Genomic DNA, 16,150 nt, shown 5'->3' with positions numbered 1-16,150 from the left:
GGCCTTTTGCCCGCCGACTCCCCATCATGAATCTGCCTCAACCTTGCGCCGACGCGCTGGCGCAAAGCGCACGGCTCGTCGAGCTAATACGTGACGAGATGACCGCATCCGGCGGTTGGCTTTCGTTTGCACGCTATATGGCGCTCGCGCTCTATGCGCCGGGACTCGGTTACTACAGCGGCGGCGCAAAAAAGTTCGGTCCGGGCGGCGATTTCATTACTGCGCCGGAGCTCACCCCGCTGTTCGGTCAAGCATTGGCCGCGCAGGTGGAACAGATCATGCGTGCCTCGGCCGCGCAGGTCATCGAGGCCGGCGCCGGCACCGGCTTGCTGGCTGCCGACTTGCTCTTGGAACTCGAAGCCCGTGGCTGCCTGCCGGAGCGTTACGACATCCTGGAACTGTCCGGCGAGCTGCGCCAACGCCAGTTCGACACCTTGGCACAGAAGGTGCCGCATTTGGCTTCGCGGGTGCGTTGGCTGGAGAGCCTGCCGGAGCGCTTCAGCGGTGCGTTGGTGGCTAACGAGGTGCTCGATGTGATGCCGGTGCACTTGGTCGCGGCGCGCGCCGATGGGCTGTTCGAGCGCGGCGTGGCGTTGGGCGACGATGGCGCGCTGTGCTGGGCCGACCGGCCGGCGAGCGGGCAGGTGCTGGCGGCGGCGCAGGCGCTGGCCCTGCCACAGCCGGCCAAAGGCGAGTATGTCACCGAAATCTGCCTGGCAGCGCGGGCCTGGGTGGCCGAGTGGGCCAGACGTTTGCACAGCGGTGCGCTGCTGCTGATCGATTACGGCTATCCCCGTGAGGAGTACTACCTGCCGTCGCGCTCGAGCGGTACTTTGCTCTGTTACTACCGCCACCGTGCGCACGGCGACCCTTTTTTTTGGCCGGGCCTGAACGACATTACCAGCTTCGTTGATTTCACCGCGGTGGCCGAGGCGGCTTTCGATGCCGGGCTGGAGGTCTATGGCTATACCAGTCAGGCCCAGTTTCTGTTCAACTGCGGGGTGCTCGCATGCTTGGGTCGGCGCGGGCCGCAGGAGAGTGCGGACTATATCCGCGCCGCCCGTGCTGTGCAGCGCCTGACCGCGCCGCAGGAAATGGGTGAGCTATTCAAGGTGCTGGCCGTAGGCCGCGGCCTGACGCAGCCTTTGCTTGGTTTTGTCCGCGGCGACCGGCTGCACACGCTGTAAGGGGGTCAGGCGGCCGCCACTTCGCGCAGGCTGCATTTGGCCACACCGAAAGCGGTTTTGACCAGCAAGGGGTAAGAAGCGCCGCTATAGCGGCCGTATACGCCGATGTTGTAGCCCACTACATGACCGGCCACGCGGCCGATACGCACCCTTTTGCCGATGCGGTAGCCGGCTTGGATGGCGGCATGCACCGCCTGATCGACCCCGCCATGCAGGCGAGCCGAGCGCGTGTCCCGGCTACGATCGCCGGGCACCAAATCGAATGGCATGTTGTTCATGAGGCCCTCCGTCCTATCGAGGTGCTTGCCACATCCAGCGGCAGTGCCCCTGTGCGCGTGATGCCATCATGCCGCCGGTAGGCGGCGCGCGATTGTCCGAAAAACGCCGCAAAACCCCTGCGATTTCAAGTTTTACACGGCCACCACGGACGGCCCCCGCGCGGGCGTATAGGGCCTTACGCCTGGTAGCGGTATATCGCCGCCAGAAAGGCGTCGATATCTTCCGGAGGGAGAATACGCGCCACCGTTTCCGCGCTGCGTTCTTGCCCCTGCAGTGCCAGATCGGGCTGCGGCAACCAGCCTGCATCGAGCACTTCGTCACTGTAAGCCGCCTGATCGACGGATTTGATCCTGCCTGCGCTCATGTCCATGATGATCACCATGATGACCTCCGCAAAGCGCGCCGAATGGCCGCCCGTCAGCATTGTTTACGGCTGCAGACCTGGGTTCTTGAGCGGCGCGCGCTGCGCATTGGCGCACCCGGTGCGGGCGCACCTGTATGGATCATGGGAGCGTTCGCGGAAGGTCGCCAGTCGGCAATGACCTTGAATGCGGGCACAGGTCACACCGCCGGAGCAAAAGATCACAGGCCGCGCTCATCCAGCCAGTCGGCAAGCCTTTGAGCGACCCGCTCCCAGTCGCGTTCGAGCATCATGCCGTGGCCCAGATCGGGCAGGATCTCGGCCTGGCAGCCGTAGGTGGCGGCGGTCATCATCACCTGCGCCGGCGCAATCAGGTGGTCGTACTCGGCACCCAGTATCAGCATTGGCGGGCGGCGCATCAGGGTCGGGCGGGGCAGGTTGAATAGCGTCATATCCCAGATTGCGCGGTGTGACTCCGGCTGGCACATGCTGTAGTAGCGCAACAGATCGTCCCGCTCGACCGGCTGATGAAACAGCGCGTCGCGCAGGCTGTCGAGCTGCGGCGTGCCGCCGCCCATGATGCGGTTCAGATCCACCAGCAGGTTGGGTTTTTTGAACATCAGCTCAACCGCCGAGCCCATCAGCCCCTGCGGCGGCACCGAGGCCATCAACACCACGCCGGGCGCGTCGCCGCGTTCCAAGTATTTCTGCACCACCATGCCGCCCATCGAATGACCGATCAGTACCGGGGCCTGAGGCAGTTTGCCGATGACTTCGACCAGGTCATCGACATAGTCGTCGATGGACAGGGCATCGAGCGGGGCGTTGCTGCGGCTGCCGCCGTGGCCAGACAGCGACAGCGCATAGCTGGCCCATCCGCGCGCTGCGAACCAGGGCAGAAAGTGCTCGTCCCAGCACCAGGCGGCCGTGTAGGCGCCATGCACGAAGAGTAGTGGCGTGGGATGGGTGGGCGTGCCGGCAGGGGTGCGGCAGAGGACTTCGAGTTCGCCGAAACGCTTGGTATTCATCGCCCAATCTCCATGCCGCGCTGCACGGCGGGTCGCGCGGCGATGGTGTCGAACCAGCGCCTAACATTGGGAAAGGCGGCAAGCTCGATCCCCTGCCATGCGTGCCGCGCAAGCCACGGGTAGGTGGCAATATCGGCAATCGAATACTGGCCGCCGGCCAGCCATTCATGGTCGGCCAGGCGTTTGTCGAGCACGCCGTAAAGTCGCTCGGCCTCCCGGGTATAGCGCTCGATGGCGTAGGGAATGCGCTCGGGCGCGAAACGACGGAAATGATGCGCTTGGCCGAGCATCGGGCCGATGCTGCCCATTTGCATCATCAACCACTGCAGTGTCTCGAAGCGTGCGCGCGGCTCATTGGGCAGCAGGCGGCCGCTTTTTTCGGCCAAGTAGATCAGGATGGCGCCGGATTCGAACATCGCCAGCGGGGCGCCGCCCGGGCCGTCGTGGTCGACGATGGCCGGAATCTTGTTGTTCGGACTGATCTCGAGAAAGGCCGGGTCGAATTGCTCGCCGCGGGTGATATCCACCGTGCGGACTCGATAGGCCAGGCCAAGCTCTTCGAGCGCAATGGAGATTTTTTGGCCGTTCGGGGTGGCCCAGGTGTATAGCGTGATCATCGGTTGGTTCGCTCTCGTACAGTCAGCCGCCTTGCCAGCGACGCGCCAAGGCGGCATCGCGGATATCGTTTTCCTGCGCGCAAAATTGCTCGGCATCGGCCTCGAGCAGCAGCCAAGTGAGAAAGCGCCCCACGGTGTCCGGGCTGCTGAGCTGGCCGTTATCCTTGAGCTTGCGAAAAGTGTCCACCTCCGGGAAGGTGGCTTCGTCCAGCGCGCGGATTTCGGCCTGCATCGGAGTATCCACCACGCCGGGGCGGGCACTGCCGACCAGAATGTGACGGGCACGCAACTCTTCGCGCCAGCATTGATAGAGCATATGCAGTGCGCTCTTGGCGATGCAATAAGGCCCCCAACCGACCAGCGGCCGGTGCGCTGCGCCCGAAGACACATGCAAGATGCGTGCGCCGGCGGCCATCGACGGCAGCAGCGCCTGAGTGAGAAAAAGCGGCGCGGCAAGGTTGGTCTCCCAATGCTGGCGGAAGGCGGCACGCGCCACGCCGGCCAGTGGACCGGTCGGCCCGAGCACGGCTGCGTTGTGTACCAAGTAGTGCAGGGGGCGGTCGCCGAGCGCGGCGCGCACTGCGGCCGGTGCCTCCTCGGTGCTGAGGTCGACCGCCAGCGGCTCGACCTGGCCCGGATGGCGTGCGGCCAGCGCATCGAGCAGTGCAGCGCGCCGGCCGATGGCCAGCACGGTCATGCCGCGCGCCACCAGTTGCGCGGTGAGCGCGGCGCCAATGCCGCTGCCGGCGCCGGTGACGATAGCGATCGAATTCAATGAGCGGAATGGTTCGGTTTGGTGGCGCATAAATTATTGATTGCCTTTTGTTCCGAAGCCGCGCTGAGACCGCGAAGCGGGCTCAGTCGGCATGACGAAGGTGTTCGAGCAGGCGGCGGCCGGCGCGGCCGTCTGCCTGCCAGCCGAGCTGGCGTTGCAGGTCGGCGATGGCGCGCCGGGTGTTGGTGCCGAGCACACCGTCGACCTCGCCGATGTCGTAGCCGCGCGCGCGCAGCAGGCGCTGCAGTTCCCGGCGTTCGGCCCGCGACAGGCCCGGGTCGTCGGTCGGCCAAGGGGTGTAAAAGCCGGTCTCGCCGCCGCGCAGGCGGTCGGCCAGGTGGGCGATGGCCAGCGCGTAGCTTTCGGCGGCGTTGTAGCTGAACAAGGCGTCGAAATTACGCAAGGTGAGAAAGGCCGGACCGGTGGGACCGGCCGGCAGGATCAGTCCGGCGGCCTCGTCGCCTTCGGGCAGCGCGCGGCCGTCGGCGTGGGTGAGCCCGGCAGCGCGCCAGGTGTTCAGCGAACGCCGTGCGCGGCGTCCGGCGCCGGCGGGGTCGAAACCTTGCGGCAGGCGCACTTCGATACCCCATGGGCGGCCATGCTGCCAACCGGCGCGGGCCAGAAAGTTGGCGGTGGAGGCCAGTGCGTCGGGCACGCTGCCCACCAGGTCGCGGCGTCCGTCGCCATCGAAATCCACCGCCAGGCGCATGAAGGTCGACGGCATGAACTGGGTGTGGCCGAACGCCCCGGCCCAGGAGCCGGTGAGCTTGTCGGCGTCGATATGGCCTTGCTGGAGGATTTTCAGCGTGGTGAAGAACTCGCCGCGGAAGTAAGACTGACGGCGGCCGAAACAGGACAGGGTGGCGAGCGACTGCACCAGGGGGCGCTGGCCAAAGTTGCGCCCGTAGTTGCTTTCCACCCCCCATACCGCCACCACCACCGCGGGTTCCACCGCGTAGCGCGCTTCAACGGCAGCCAGGGTTTTCGCCCATTGCGCCAGCATAGCGCGCCCGTCGGCGACCCGTTCGTCGTCGACCAGCGCGGCGAGATAGTCCCAGATAGCGGTGGTGAACTCGGGCTGGGCGTCGAGCAGGTCGACGACCGTCATGTCCGGGGGTAGCGCGCGGGTGTGGGTGTCGAAGGTGGCGCTGTCGATGCCGTGGGCGGCTGCCTGCGTGCGCAGTTCGGCTAGGCAGCGGGTAAAGCCGGCGTCATCGGCCGCAGTGGGCAGCGAGCACGCGAAGGTGGCGGCCCATAGCGCGGCGCGCAGGGACAAACGGTCAGTAGCACTCATGCGGAGCATTGTAAGCGTTCTGCCCGCTGTGCTGACAAAGCGAACCACCGGGCCACTTTTCAGAATTGTGTGCACAACTGTACCGGTACGCATGAACGCGTTTGTCCTAGGCTGGCGGCTATCCCGGCTTTCTTCGACGCACACACAGTGGTCCGCCATGAACATTCGTTTTTCCCGCCGTACCCAGGCGCTGAGCAGTTCCGCGATCCGCGAGATCCTCAAGGTGACCGAGCGGCCCGAGGTCATTTCCTTTGCCGGCGGGCTGCCGTCGCCGGCAAGCTTTCCGGTCGATGCGATCGCGCGCGCCAGCGCACGGGTGTTCGCCCGCCAGGCGCAGACTGCGCTGCAGTACGGCCCTACCGAGGGTTACGGGCCGCTGCGCGAATGGATCGGCGCACGCCACAGGGTGGCGGCCGAGCGGGTGATCGTGACCACCGGCTCGCAGCAGGCGCTGGACCTTTTGGGCAAGGTGCTGATCGACCCCGGCAGTCCGGTGCTGGTGGAAACGCCCACCTATCTGGGTGCGCTGCAGGCTTTCTCGCTCTTTGAGCCGGTCTTTTGCGCGCTGCGCTCGGACGATGACGGCCCACTGCCCGAGGCCTTGGACGTCGGACTGGCGCAAGAGGCGCGTTTGCTCTATGCCCAGCCCAACTTTCAAAATCCCACCGGGCGGCGCATGCCGCTAGCGCGCCGTGCGGCACTGGTCGAGCGTGCGCGCGAACTGGGGGTGCTGCTGGTCGAAGACGACCCCTATGGCGAACTCGCCTACGACGGCCAACGTCTGCCCACGCTGTTGTCGATGAACCCGGACGGCGTGGTCTATCTGGGCAGTTTCTCCAAAGTGCTCGCCCCCGGGTTGCGCCTGGGCTATTTGATCGCCCCGCCAAAGCTGGCTCGCAAGCTGGTGCACGCCAAGCAGGCGGCCGATTTACACAGCCCCAGCCTGGCGCAGCTACTTGCCTTTGAGACGGTGCGCGATGGTTTGCTCGACCCGCACTTGGCAGCAGTACGCGAGCGTTATCGGGCGCAGTGTGAAGTGATGCTCGACGCGCTGGCCCGCCATATGCCGCCCGGCGTGCGCTGGAGTCGGCCCCGTGGCGGCATGTTCGTGTGGCTGACCCTGCCTGCGGGTGTCGATGCGGGCGAACTGTTGCCGCGCGCGATTGCGCGCAACGTGGCCTTTGTGCCCGGTGCGGCCTTCTATGCCGGTCCGGCAGCGGTCAATACGCTGCGCCTGGCTTTTGTGACCGTGCCGCCAGCGCGCATCGAGCAAGGCGTGGCGATCCTGGGCCAACTGTTTGCCGAGGCGCTGGCTCGGGCGGCTTGATCCGCACGCTTGTTGACATGAACTGCCCCGCGTCTCGAGGCTCCGCTACAATGCCGGATCGAATCGTCGGCGACCGGCCGGTGCAAGGTGCGTACGGCACGGTCACGGTATCACGACGCCTAACGGATCACGAAGGGAGCCAGGATGAACGCTACCGTCACCAAACTGCCCACCGAGCAGGAACTGCTTGCGGCCCCGCCCGAAGAATACATGTCACCGGCACAATTGGCCTTCTTCCGCCATCGGCTGCAGGAAGAAATGCGCCAATTGCTGGAAAACGCACATGAAACCACCACCCACCTGCAGGAAAACGAGGCCACGCCCGACCCATCCGACCGCGCCAGCGTGGAGGAGGAGCACACGTTGGAACTGCGAGTGCGCGACCGCGAGCGCAAGCTGTTGAAAAAAATCGAGGAAGCGCTCGCCCGCATCGACAGCGGCGAATATGGCTGGTGCGAGGAAACCGGCGAGCCGATCGGCATCGGCCGGCTGCTTGCCCGCCCCACTGCCACGCTTAGCCTGGAAGCTCAGGAGCGGCGTGAAAAACTGAAGAAGATGCATGGCGGCTGAGGTAGCGCCCGACGATGCGCTGCCGTCTGCGCACGACCGGCGCATCCCGGTTACCGTTCTGACCGGCTTTCTCGGGGCTGGCAAGACCACGGTGCTGAACTGGCTGCTCGCGCAGCCGGGTCTGGACAGCGCTGCGGTGTTGATCAACGAATTCGGCGAAGTCGGCGTCGACCATCTGTTGGTGGAAAAGGTCGACGACACCCTGGTGCTGCTCGACTCGGGCTGCATCTGCTGCAGCGTGCAGGGCGACCTGGTGCGCGCGCTCAAGAATCTTTTCATGCGCGCGCTGCGCCGCGAGATTCCCCCGGTCGGCCGCGTGCTGATCGAAACCACCGGTCTGGCCGACCCGGCCCCGGTGATCCATACCTTGATGGAAGAGCCGTTCATCGCCGAGCGCTACCGCTGCGACGGCGTGGTGACTGCGGTGGATACCACCCACGCACTGGATCAGCTCGGCGCCCAGCGCGAGGCGGTGCGCCAGGTGGCGATGGCCGACCGCCTGCTGCTCACCAAATGCGACCTGGCCGGTAATGACGCACTTACCGCGCTGGCCGCGCGGTTGGCCGAACTCAACCCCGGCGCACCGCAGATCGAGGTGCGCGGCGGCGTGCCAGCCACAGGCGGCGTCGATGCGCTGTTTGGCTGCGGCCTCTACAGCGCCGCCGGCAAACTGCCTGACGTGGCCGCTTGGCTGGGCGAGGAGCGCGCCCGCCGGCTGCAGGCCGAACGCGCCGCCCGCAACGCGCCACTGGCCTGGCGCGCCGGCGCGCCGCCGGCCCGCCCGGCCGCCGCGCCGGCGCGCCACGACGAAGGCGTATCGAGCTTCGTCATCCGCTTCGACCAACCCTTGCAGTGGTACGGATTTGCCGACGCGCTCGGTCTCATCCTGCAGGTCTATGGCGAGCGTATCCTGCGCGTCAAAGGCGTACTCGACGTGGCAGGCGAGCAGCTGCCGCGCGTGGTGCAGTGCGTGCAGCATGTTGCTTATCCGCCCACCAGCCTGCCGGCCTGGCCGGCCAGCGGGCCGCTGAGCGACCGGCGCAGCCGGCTGGTGTTCATCGTGCGCGATCTGTCCCAAAGCGAGGTCGAGGTCATCTTCGCCAGCCTTGCCGGGCAGGCGCCGTCGACCGAGGCTGCCCGATGAATCCGGTGCGCAGCCTGCTGCGCGGGCTGATCCGCGGCTACCAGCTCTTCATCAGCCCGCTGCTGGGGCCGCGCTGTCGCTTTTATCCGACTTGCTCTCACTACGCCCTCGAAGCGCTCGACACCCACGGCGTGCTCAAAGGCGTTTGGCTCGCCCTGCGCCGCATTCTGCGCTGTCACCCCTGGCACCCCGGCGGTTTCGACCCGGTGCCGCCGCGCTCGGGCAAACCATGCGATTGCGGCCGGATGCACCAACCGCCGCGCTAGGCGCGGCCGGTGTAGCCGGCCAGCGCTTCACAGCGGCGCACGCTTCGGGGATCATCACGGCATGTTTGCCGTTGCCTTCTCCAACCGCTTCGAGACCCTGCTCGAACTATTGCTCGCCCGTCTAGCCGCCGAGCGTCCCGGCCCTTTTGGCCGGCGCGAGCTGGTGGTGCCCAACAGCGCCATTCGTCGGCGTATCGAACTGGCGGTGGCCGAGCGCGAAGGTGTGGCCGCCCAGCTGCAATTCGACTTCCTTGCGCAATGGCTGTGGCAGCAGATCGGCCGTGTGGTGCCCGATGTCGGGGCGCGCTCGCCGTACGCGCCGGCGCTGCTCGCGTGGCGGATTTTCGGCTTGTTGAGCGAAGGGGGCGCGGACGACTGGGTGGCGGCGCATCCGCGCCTGGCCGCTTATCTGGCCGCAGCCGATGCCCGCATGCGCTATGAGTTGGCCGAACGTATCGCGCGGGTGTTCGATCATTACCTTACTTACCGGCCGCAGTGGCTAGCCGCCTGGATCGACGGCCGCAGCGCTCTGGAGCGCTGTGCGACCACTGCCGAACAGCGCGCCGACGAAGCCTGGCAGGCCGAGCTGTGGCGCCGCATTCAGGCGGCCATGCCGCAGCGCCGTGAGCATCCCGCGGCCGCCTTCCTGCGCGCCCTCACAGCGATGGAAGAAGCCGAACTTGCCGCTTTGGGCCTGCCGCGTTGCGTCCATGTGGTGGCTCTGCCAGCCTTGCCGCCGCTCTATCTCGATGTGCTGCGCGAGCTTGCCCGTGTGGTGGATGTGCAGCTCTATACGCTGAACCCGTGCCAGGAATACTGGTTTGACGTGGTGGACCCGCGCCGCTTGTCCTGGCTTGCCACTCGCCAGCGCGATCTGTTCGTCGATACCGGTAACCGTTTGCTGGCCGCCTGGGGGCGGCAGACCCAGGCGCATATCGACCTGCTGTTCGAGGGCGAGCACGCGGTCGAGGAAGAAGCGGTATTCATTGCCCACCCTGCGGACCATCTGCTGGCACGGGTGCACAACGCCATTTTGAATCTCACCGAACTTCAACCGGGCAGCGTGGTGCTGAACGATGCGGATCGCAGCATCGAGGTACACGTGTGCCATTCCCGCACCCGTGAACTGGAAGTATTGCACGACCGCCTGCTCGGCCTGTTCGCCGCCGATCCCACGCTGCGTCCGGACGATATCCTGGTGCTCACGCCCGAACTCGATACCACCGCGCCACTGATTGAGGCGGTGTTCGGTACGGCGCCAGCTGCCCGTCGCATTCCGTGGCGGATCACCGGTTTGGCTGTGACCCGCGAAAACCCGATCGCGCAGGTGCTCGACGCGCTGCTTGCGCTGGTGGCCAGCCGCTATCCAGCCAGCCGGGTGTTCGATTTGCTGCAGCAGCCGCCGGTGGCGGCGCGTTTCGGTCTTGACCTGGAGGCATTGGAAACGGCGCATCAGTGGCTGCACGAAGCCGGCTTTCGTTGGGGGTTGTGCGCCGAGGATGCGTTGCATACCACCGCCTATACCCTGGAAGAGGGGCTGCATCGTCTTTTTCTGGCCTGGGCGGCGGGCACGGCGGTCAGCGCCGCGCCTTTTGCCGGCCGGGTCGGGGCGGGCTGGCCGGAAGGCAGCGAGGGCCAGCTGCTCGGGCGCTTGTGGCGCTATGCCGAAGTCTTGCGCCTGCTGCGTGAGCAGCTGCTGCGCCCGCAGCAGGCGGCGGACTGGCAGCGCAGTCTCAACGCTGCACTCGATCACCTGGTGGCCGATGATGCCCGGTGGGCGGAGGCATTGCGCGAGGTTCGCGCCGCCATTGCCGGGCTGGTCGAAGACATCGGTGCCGCCAGACTGACTGCGGCGCTGCCGCTGGATGTGGTGCGGCCGGCACTGGCCGCGCGCTTGGACGACCCGGCACGCGGCGGCGTGCCCGGCGGTGCGGTCACCTTCTCGGCAATGGCGGCGCTACGCGGCTTGCCTTACCGGGTGGTGGCCATCATCGGCCTGGACCGCGACGTCTTTCCCGGCAACGATCGTACGGCGGAATTCGACCTGATGGCGGCTTTTCCGGCCAAAGGCGATCGCCAGCGCCGTGTGGATGATCGCAATCTGTTCCTCGACCTGCTGCTGGCCACGCGCGATGTGCTGCACTTGTCTTACACCGGCCGCAGTGTGCGTGACGGGGGCGAACTGCCCCCGTCGGTATTGGTCGATGAACTGCTCGATGTGCTCGCCGAAGCCTGCGCCGGCGACCCGGCCGATCCCGCCGCGCTCGCCGCCGCCCGCCGCCGTCTCACCGTGGTGCATCCCCTGCAGCCTTTTTCGGCCGACTACTTTCTGCCGAACGCAGCGCGGGATCGTCGCCTTGTGAGCTACCACGAAGACTACGCCACAGCGCTGGCCACGCGTCTGGGCGCGCTCAGTGCGCCGCCACGACTGGCTTTGCCCGCGGTGGGTGCGGATGAGGATGTAGCGCCGAGCGACGAGCATAGTGCGGCCCAAGCGCCCGCCGCGCCGTTTTTCACCGCACCTTTGCCCGCACCGGATGCCGCCTGGCGCACGCTGACGCTGACCCAGTTGATCCGCTTTTACCGCAATCCCAGCCGTTATCTGCTGCGCGAACGTCTGGGTGTGGACCTGCCAGAAAGCAAGGAGCCGCTGGCCGATGTCGAACCATTTGTGCCCGACTGGTCGGCCCGTCAAGCTCTGGCGGCCCGTCTGCTGCCGGTGCTGATGGAAACGGACCTGACCGCCGAGGCTTTGCTGGCACTCGCTCAAGCCGGCGCGGAGTATCCCGCCGGTGCGCTAGGCGAGGACGCGCTGCGGGCCGAACTGACCGCCCTGCAGACCTACACCGCCCGCCTGCGTGCAGCAACCCCAGGTGCGTGCCTGCCGGCGCATGAATCCCGCCTTGCGCACACGCTGGAAGGCGAAAGTTGGGAGCTACGCGCCGCCTTCACCGATCTGCGCCCCGGCGGCCGCGTCTATGCGCGCTTCGATGACACCCGCGCCGGTGACTATCTTGCCGCTTGGCTTGCGCATCTGGCGCTGTGCGCGCAGCCGCCGGACGGGGTGGAATGCGTCACCCGCGGGGTGTCGCGCGATGGCGACTTTGTCCTGCTCACCGTGCCGGCGGAAGAAGCGCGCACGCGCCTGGCCGAACTCATCGCCTACTACCGCGCCGGGTTGATGCGCCCGCTGCATTTCTACCCCAAATCGGCCTGGGCGTATGTGGAGGGAGGCCAAAACATCAGCGCGGCGCAGCGCACCTGGCACGGTGGGCAGGACGCGGCGTTTGGCGAAGCCAGCGACCCCGCGTACCGCTTGGCCCTGCGCGGGCTGGCCGAGCCGTTGGACGAGGAATTCTATGCCTTGGCCGACACGGTGTTTGCGCCGATGATGACCTATCTGGAAGATGCTCGGCGCGCCTAGCGGCGATCTGTTTCGGGCGATATCACGATACCCTGCCCTAACAGACGATATACTCGGCAAAAGGGCGGTATCTACCGAATGACATACCATGATTGGCGCCCGCACCATCGACCGACGCACTGCAAGCATGCTCCGAAAACCTTTTTTTGCCGCCGTGTTGGGGCTGGGGCTCGCTGCCCATGCGGTGGCCGATCATGCCTACCCGATTGGCGACGAAGCCTCCTTTTTCGAAGCGCTGCCTTTGGTGCTCACCGTCTCGCGCCTACCGCAGCCAATACAAGACACGCCCGGCGCGGTCACGGTGATCGACGCCGAGCAGATTGCCGCCAGCGGATACCGCGATCTGGCCCGGCTGCTGCGGCTGGTGCCTGGCATGCAGGTGGGTCAAGAGCGTGGCAATGACCAATGGGTCACCTACCACGGCCTGGGGGCCGATTATCCCAATCAGATGCAGGTGTTGATCGACGGCCGTTCGGTGTATTCGCCTTATTACTTTGGTGGTGCCGATTGGAACGCACTGCCGATTACCTTGGACGATATCGAGCGCATCGAGGTGGTGCGCGGCTCGGATTCGGCCGCCTATGGCGCCAATGCCTTTTTGGGCGTCGTCAATATCATCACCCGCCACACCGCCGCCGAGGGCGGCCATTCAGTGCGTGTGCAGCAAGGCAGCCACGGCATTGCCGACGCCAGCGCACGCCTGGTTTTGCGCGACGGTCCGCTGGGTTTGCGTCTGAGCGCCCATCGGCAACATGATCATGGCATGCCCGGCACCCACGACGGGCGCGACATACGGGTGCTCAACCTGCGCGGTGACTTACGCTTGAGCACACGAAGCGAGCTGACCCTGAACGCCGGTCTGAGCGAAGGCGAACGCGATATGGGCTACGCGGACGTGTTGTTCGACAGCAGCGGCATGCGTACTGCCCGCCATCTGGACCGCAGCCTGCACCTGCGCTGGCGGTTTAGCCCAGGTCCGGAGGAGGAATGGTCACTGTCCTATTACCACAACCGCGAGCGCACGGTGGATGAATGGTTCGTCGATTCGAGCCGCAACATCGGGCTGGTCACCGATCCGGCCGCCCGCGCCTATCTCTTGGATGCCAAGCGCATCCCGGTCGATAACAACCGCAGCAGTCGGCGCGACAACATCGAGCTTCAACATCGGCTGCGCACCCATGACAACCTGCAGGCGCTGTGGGGCGTGGAATGGCGGCGCGACTGGCTGGACGCCCCGTTCCTGTTCTATGGCAAACCCGCGCAAAGCCAGCGTGAGTGGCGGATCTTCACCAATCTGGAATGGCGTCTGGCGCCTGCCTGGCTGCTCAACGCCGGCGCCATGGCCGAACACATCGATGAGGATCGACTGCGCTTGGCACCGCGCCTGTTCCTGAACTGGCAGGCGGGTGGCGGTCGCACCTGGCGTGCCGGTTGGTCCCGTGCCTGGCGCCAGCCCACCTTGTTCGAGCGCGAAGCCGACGTGCGCATCGTGCACCGAGGCGAGGTGCTCAATTATCGTTTCCGGCCCAATCCAAACATCCAGCCGCAGCGTATCGATGCATTCGAAATCGGCTTTCTGGACGTGCTGCAAGACGGTACCGGTCTGTTCGACCTGCGGATTTTCCATGAGCGCATCCAGGACTTGATCTTGCGCAGCGCGGTCACGCAGACCGATCCACTATGGGTCGATGGGCTGCCGGTGACCGCTCCGCCGATCATCCAGCAGATTCTGGGCTCCACGCGCTGGCAAAACCACCCGCACCCGGTACGGCTCAACGGCCTGGAGTACCAGCTACGCTTGCGCCCGTGGGCCGAGGGCGAATTGATCTTCAACCACACCCTGATCCACGCATCGAGCAGCGAACGCGCGGTGCGCGACAGCGTGGCGCCCTACACCGCCGGGCTCACTTGGCTGCAACGCTGGGGTGCATGGTCGGGGTCGCTGAGCGTGCTGCGTATGGGGCCGATCGAGGCCGGCTCGGGTTATGTGCAAGGTTTCCGTTACCGGGTCCCGGCCTACACCACCGTGGATTTCAGCGTGGCGCGCAGCCTGCGGCTGGGCACTACACCGGTGGAACTGCGCCTGTCCGGCATCAACTTGGCTGGCCGCCATCAGGAACTGGTCCACCGCCCCTTGCAGTTTGTCCGCGGCGAAGAACCGGCCACCGAAGTCGGCAGACAGATTCATCTGAGCCTTCATGCAAGCTTTTGAGCGCCGCGCACATTGGACTTGAAGCGCGCCGTGGCAACCCCAGCTAGGATTACTGGGAACGGCCTGAATCGTTTCACGTCCAAGGCCCTGTCATCAACCAACGCGGAAAACAACCACGATGCGAAACCTGATCCTTGCCAGTAGCCTGGTGTTGGCGCTTTCGGCCTGCCTGCCCGAAGGCTTCACGGTCTCGTCCTCCCATGCCAGCGACACGGTCAGCGCACCGGCCGCCCCCCTCAGCCCCGGACGCTACGGCCTGCCCGATTTCGGCGATCTGGTGGAAAAAGTCGGCCCTGCGGTGGTCAACATCAGCGTGGTCACCCAAACCAACGCTCCGATGGCCGAAGGCAATCCGTTTGCCGACGACCCGTTCTACGATTTTCTGCGCCGCTTTGGCGTGCCGCTGCCCGGCATGCCGGGCCAGCCCGGCGCCGGCCCGAGGATCAGCCGTGGCATCGGCTCCGGCTTCATCGTCAGCCCGGACGGTTATGTGCTGACCAATGCCCATGTGGTCGGCGAAGGTGACAGCGATGTCACCGTCCGCCTGACCGACAAGCGCGAATTCAAAGCCAAGGTGGTGGGCACCGACCGGCGCACCGACATCGCCCTGCTGAAAATCGATGCCACTGGCCTGCCCACGGTGAAAATCGGCGATCCTGAACACGCACGCGTGGGCGAATGGGTGATGGCGGTCGGCTCGCCCTTCGGCTTCGACAACACCGTCACCGCCGGCATCATCTCCGCCAAAGCGCGTCGTCTGCCGGATGAAAACTACGTGCCCTTCATCCAGACCGATGTGGCGATCAACCCCGGCAACTCGGGCGGTCCGCTGTTCAACCTGGCCGGCGAAGTCATCGGCATCAACTCGCAGATTTACTCGCGATCCGGCGGCTTCATGGGGATTTCCTTCGCCATCCCGATCGATGTGGCGATGAACGTCAAGGATCAACTGGTCAAATTCGGTCGTGTGCAGCGCGGCAAACTGGGCGTCACCATCCAGGCAGTCAGCGGTGAGCTGGCCGAATCGTTCGGCCTGGACAAGCCCAAAGGCGCCTTGGTGTCCAGTGTGGAACCCGGCAGCGCGGCTGAAAAGGCGGGCATCCGCCCCGGTGACGTGGTGTTGGCCGTCGATGGCGTCGAAGTGGCCGACTCGGCCGATTTGCCGCGCCTGATCGGCGAAAAGCGCCCGGGCAGCAAAGTACGCCTGCAACTGTGGCGCGACGGCCGCAGCCGCGAAGTCAGTGCAGTACTCGGCGAGATGGGCGGGGAGACCCTGGCCGCCACCGAATCGACCGGCAGTGAAAACACCGGCGGCCGCTTGGGGCTGGCCGCGCGTGCACTCACGCCAAAAGAAGCCGATCAGCTCGGCATTGCCGGTGGCCTGGCGGTCGAGCAGGTCAACGGCCCCGCCGCCCGCGCCGGCCTACGCCCTGGCGATATCATCCTTGCGCTCAACAACCAACCGGTACGCACCGTCGACGAGTTCCGCAAACTGGTCGCCGCCGCCGGCAACCGCTTCGCCCTGCTGATCCAGCGCGGCGACGCCCGCTTGTTCGTGCCGGTACGTATTGGGTAATCCGCAACACAGTTCATCTCAAGTGCAAAACCCCGGCCTGAAGGCCGGGGTCTTTTGTAGGCTTAACAGGCCGTTGAAAAACTACTGCGG

General features: G+C 65.9%; 14 protein-coding genes. 8 read left to right on the top strand and 6 right to left on the bottom strand.

The window, feature by feature from the left end; translation table 11 throughout:
* The first annotated feature begins 26 nt into the window (after window positions 1–26).
* Window positions 27–1,187 (top strand): class I SAM-dependent methyltransferase, encoded by a 1,161-nt coding sequence (locus tag DIE29_RS00165; RefSeq protein WP_205409750.1) that lies wholly within the window; start codon window positions 27–29, stop codon window positions 1,185–1,187.
* 5 nt (window positions 1,188–1,192) lie between these two features.
* Here DIE29_RS00165 and DIE29_RS00160 read toward each other — a convergent pair whose 3' ends face one another.
* The 6 genes from DIE29_RS00160 to DIE29_RS00135 all read right to left on the bottom strand — a co-directional run bounded on the left by DIE29_RS00160 (window position 1,193) and on the right by DIE29_RS00135 (window position 5,550).
* A complete protein-coding gene (locus tag DIE29_RS00160; protein WP_102040478.1) occupies window positions 1,193–1,465 on the bottom strand; it encodes a hypothetical protein in 273 nt (90 codons plus the stop codon).
* Between the two features lie 176 nt (window positions 1,466–1,641).
* Window positions 1,642–1,848: a hypothetical protein gene (locus tag DIE29_RS00155; protein WP_114650215.1), complete on the bottom strand. Its 207-nt coding sequence runs from the start codon at window positions 1,846–1,848 to the stop codon at window positions 1,642–1,644.
* A 200-nt stretch (window positions 1,849–2,048) separates the two neighbouring features.
* On the bottom strand, window positions 2,049–2,855 hold the full coding sequence (locus DIE29_RS00150; RefSeq protein WP_114648868.1) for an alpha/beta hydrolase: 807 nt from the start codon (window positions 2,853–2,855) through the stop codon (window positions 2,049–2,051).
* Window positions 2,852–3,472, bottom strand: coding sequence for a glutathione binding-like protein (locus DIE29_RS00145; protein ID WP_102040476.1), 621 nt, complete (start codon window positions 3,470–3,472; stop codon window positions 2,852–2,854). The genes DIE29_RS00150 and DIE29_RS00145 overlap by 4 nt, the downstream gene beginning before the upstream one ends.
* Before the next feature lie 22 nt (window positions 3,473–3,494).
* Window positions 3,495–4,247, bottom strand: a complete 753-nt coding sequence (locus DIE29_RS00140; RefSeq protein WP_205409749.1) for an SDR family NAD(P)-dependent oxidoreductase — start codon at window positions 4,245–4,247, stop codon at window positions 3,495–3,497.
* Window positions 4,248–4,329: 82 nt separating this feature from the next.
* The gene (locus DIE29_RS00135) at window positions 4,330–5,550 is read right to left on the bottom strand and encodes a lytic murein transglycosylase (RefSeq protein WP_114648867.1); all 1,221 of its coding nucleotides are present in this window, start codon (window positions 5,548–5,550) and stop codon (window positions 4,330–4,332) included.
* A 148-nt stretch (window positions 5,551–5,698) separates the two neighbouring features.
* On the opposite strand from DIE29_RS00135, the gene DIE29_RS00130 reads away from it, so the two are divergent.
* From DIE29_RS00130 to DIE29_RS00100, 7 genes are all read left to right on the top strand, one after another.
* Window positions 5,699–6,868, top strand: a complete 1,170-nt coding sequence (locus tag DIE29_RS00130) for an aminotransferase-like domain-containing protein (protein ID WP_114648866.1) — start codon at window positions 5,699–5,701, stop codon at window positions 6,866–6,868.
* Window positions 6,869–7,012: 144 nt separating this feature from the next.
* On the top strand, window positions 7,013–7,438 hold the full coding sequence (gene dksA / locus DIE29_RS00125) for an RNA polymerase-binding protein DksA (RefSeq protein WP_102040473.1): 426 nt from the start codon (window positions 7,013–7,015) through the stop codon (window positions 7,436–7,438).
* Window positions 7,428–8,582 (top strand): CobW family GTP-binding protein, encoded by a 1,155-nt coding sequence (locus tag DIE29_RS00120; RefSeq protein WP_114648865.1) that lies wholly within the window; start codon window positions 7,428–7,430, stop codon window positions 8,580–8,582. Before dksA ends, DIE29_RS00120 begins: the two co-directional genes overlap by 11 nt.
* A complete protein-coding gene (yidD, locus tag DIE29_RS00115) occupies window positions 8,579–8,848 on the top strand; it encodes a membrane protein insertion efficiency factor YidD (protein WP_114648864.1) in 270 nt (89 codons plus the stop codon). The genes DIE29_RS00120 and yidD overlap by 4 nt, the downstream gene beginning before the upstream one ends.
* Before the next feature lie 61 nt (window positions 8,849–8,909).
* Window positions 8,910–12,272 (top strand): exodeoxyribonuclease V subunit gamma, encoded by a 3,363-nt coding sequence (gene recC, locus DIE29_RS00110; protein ID WP_114648863.1) that lies wholly within the window; start codon window positions 8,910–8,912, stop codon window positions 12,270–12,272.
* Window positions 12,273–12,399: 127 nt separating this feature from the next.
* Entirely contained in the window at window positions 12,400–14,484 is a 2,085-nt protein-coding gene (locus tag DIE29_RS00105) for a TonB-dependent receptor plug domain-containing protein (RefSeq protein WP_114650214.1), read from the top strand.
* A 118-nt stretch (window positions 14,485–14,602) separates the two neighbouring features.
* Window positions 14,603–16,060 carry a DegQ family serine endoprotease gene (locus DIE29_RS00100; RefSeq protein ID WP_114648862.1) on the top strand — a complete coding sequence of 486 codons (1,458 nt, stop codon included), beginning with the start codon at window positions 14,603–14,605 and terminating at the stop codon, window positions 16,058–16,060.
* Window positions 16,061–16,150: the final 90 nt, after the last annotated feature.

This window comes from Pseudothauera hydrothermalis, assembly GCF_003345255.1.
GTDB lineage: Bacteria > Pseudomonadota > Gammaproteobacteria > Burkholderiales > Rhodocyclaceae > Pseudothauera > Pseudothauera hydrothermalis.
The sequence above is the reverse complement of the archived record's forward strand: the minus strand, read 5'-3'. Positions and strand labels throughout refer to the sequence as shown.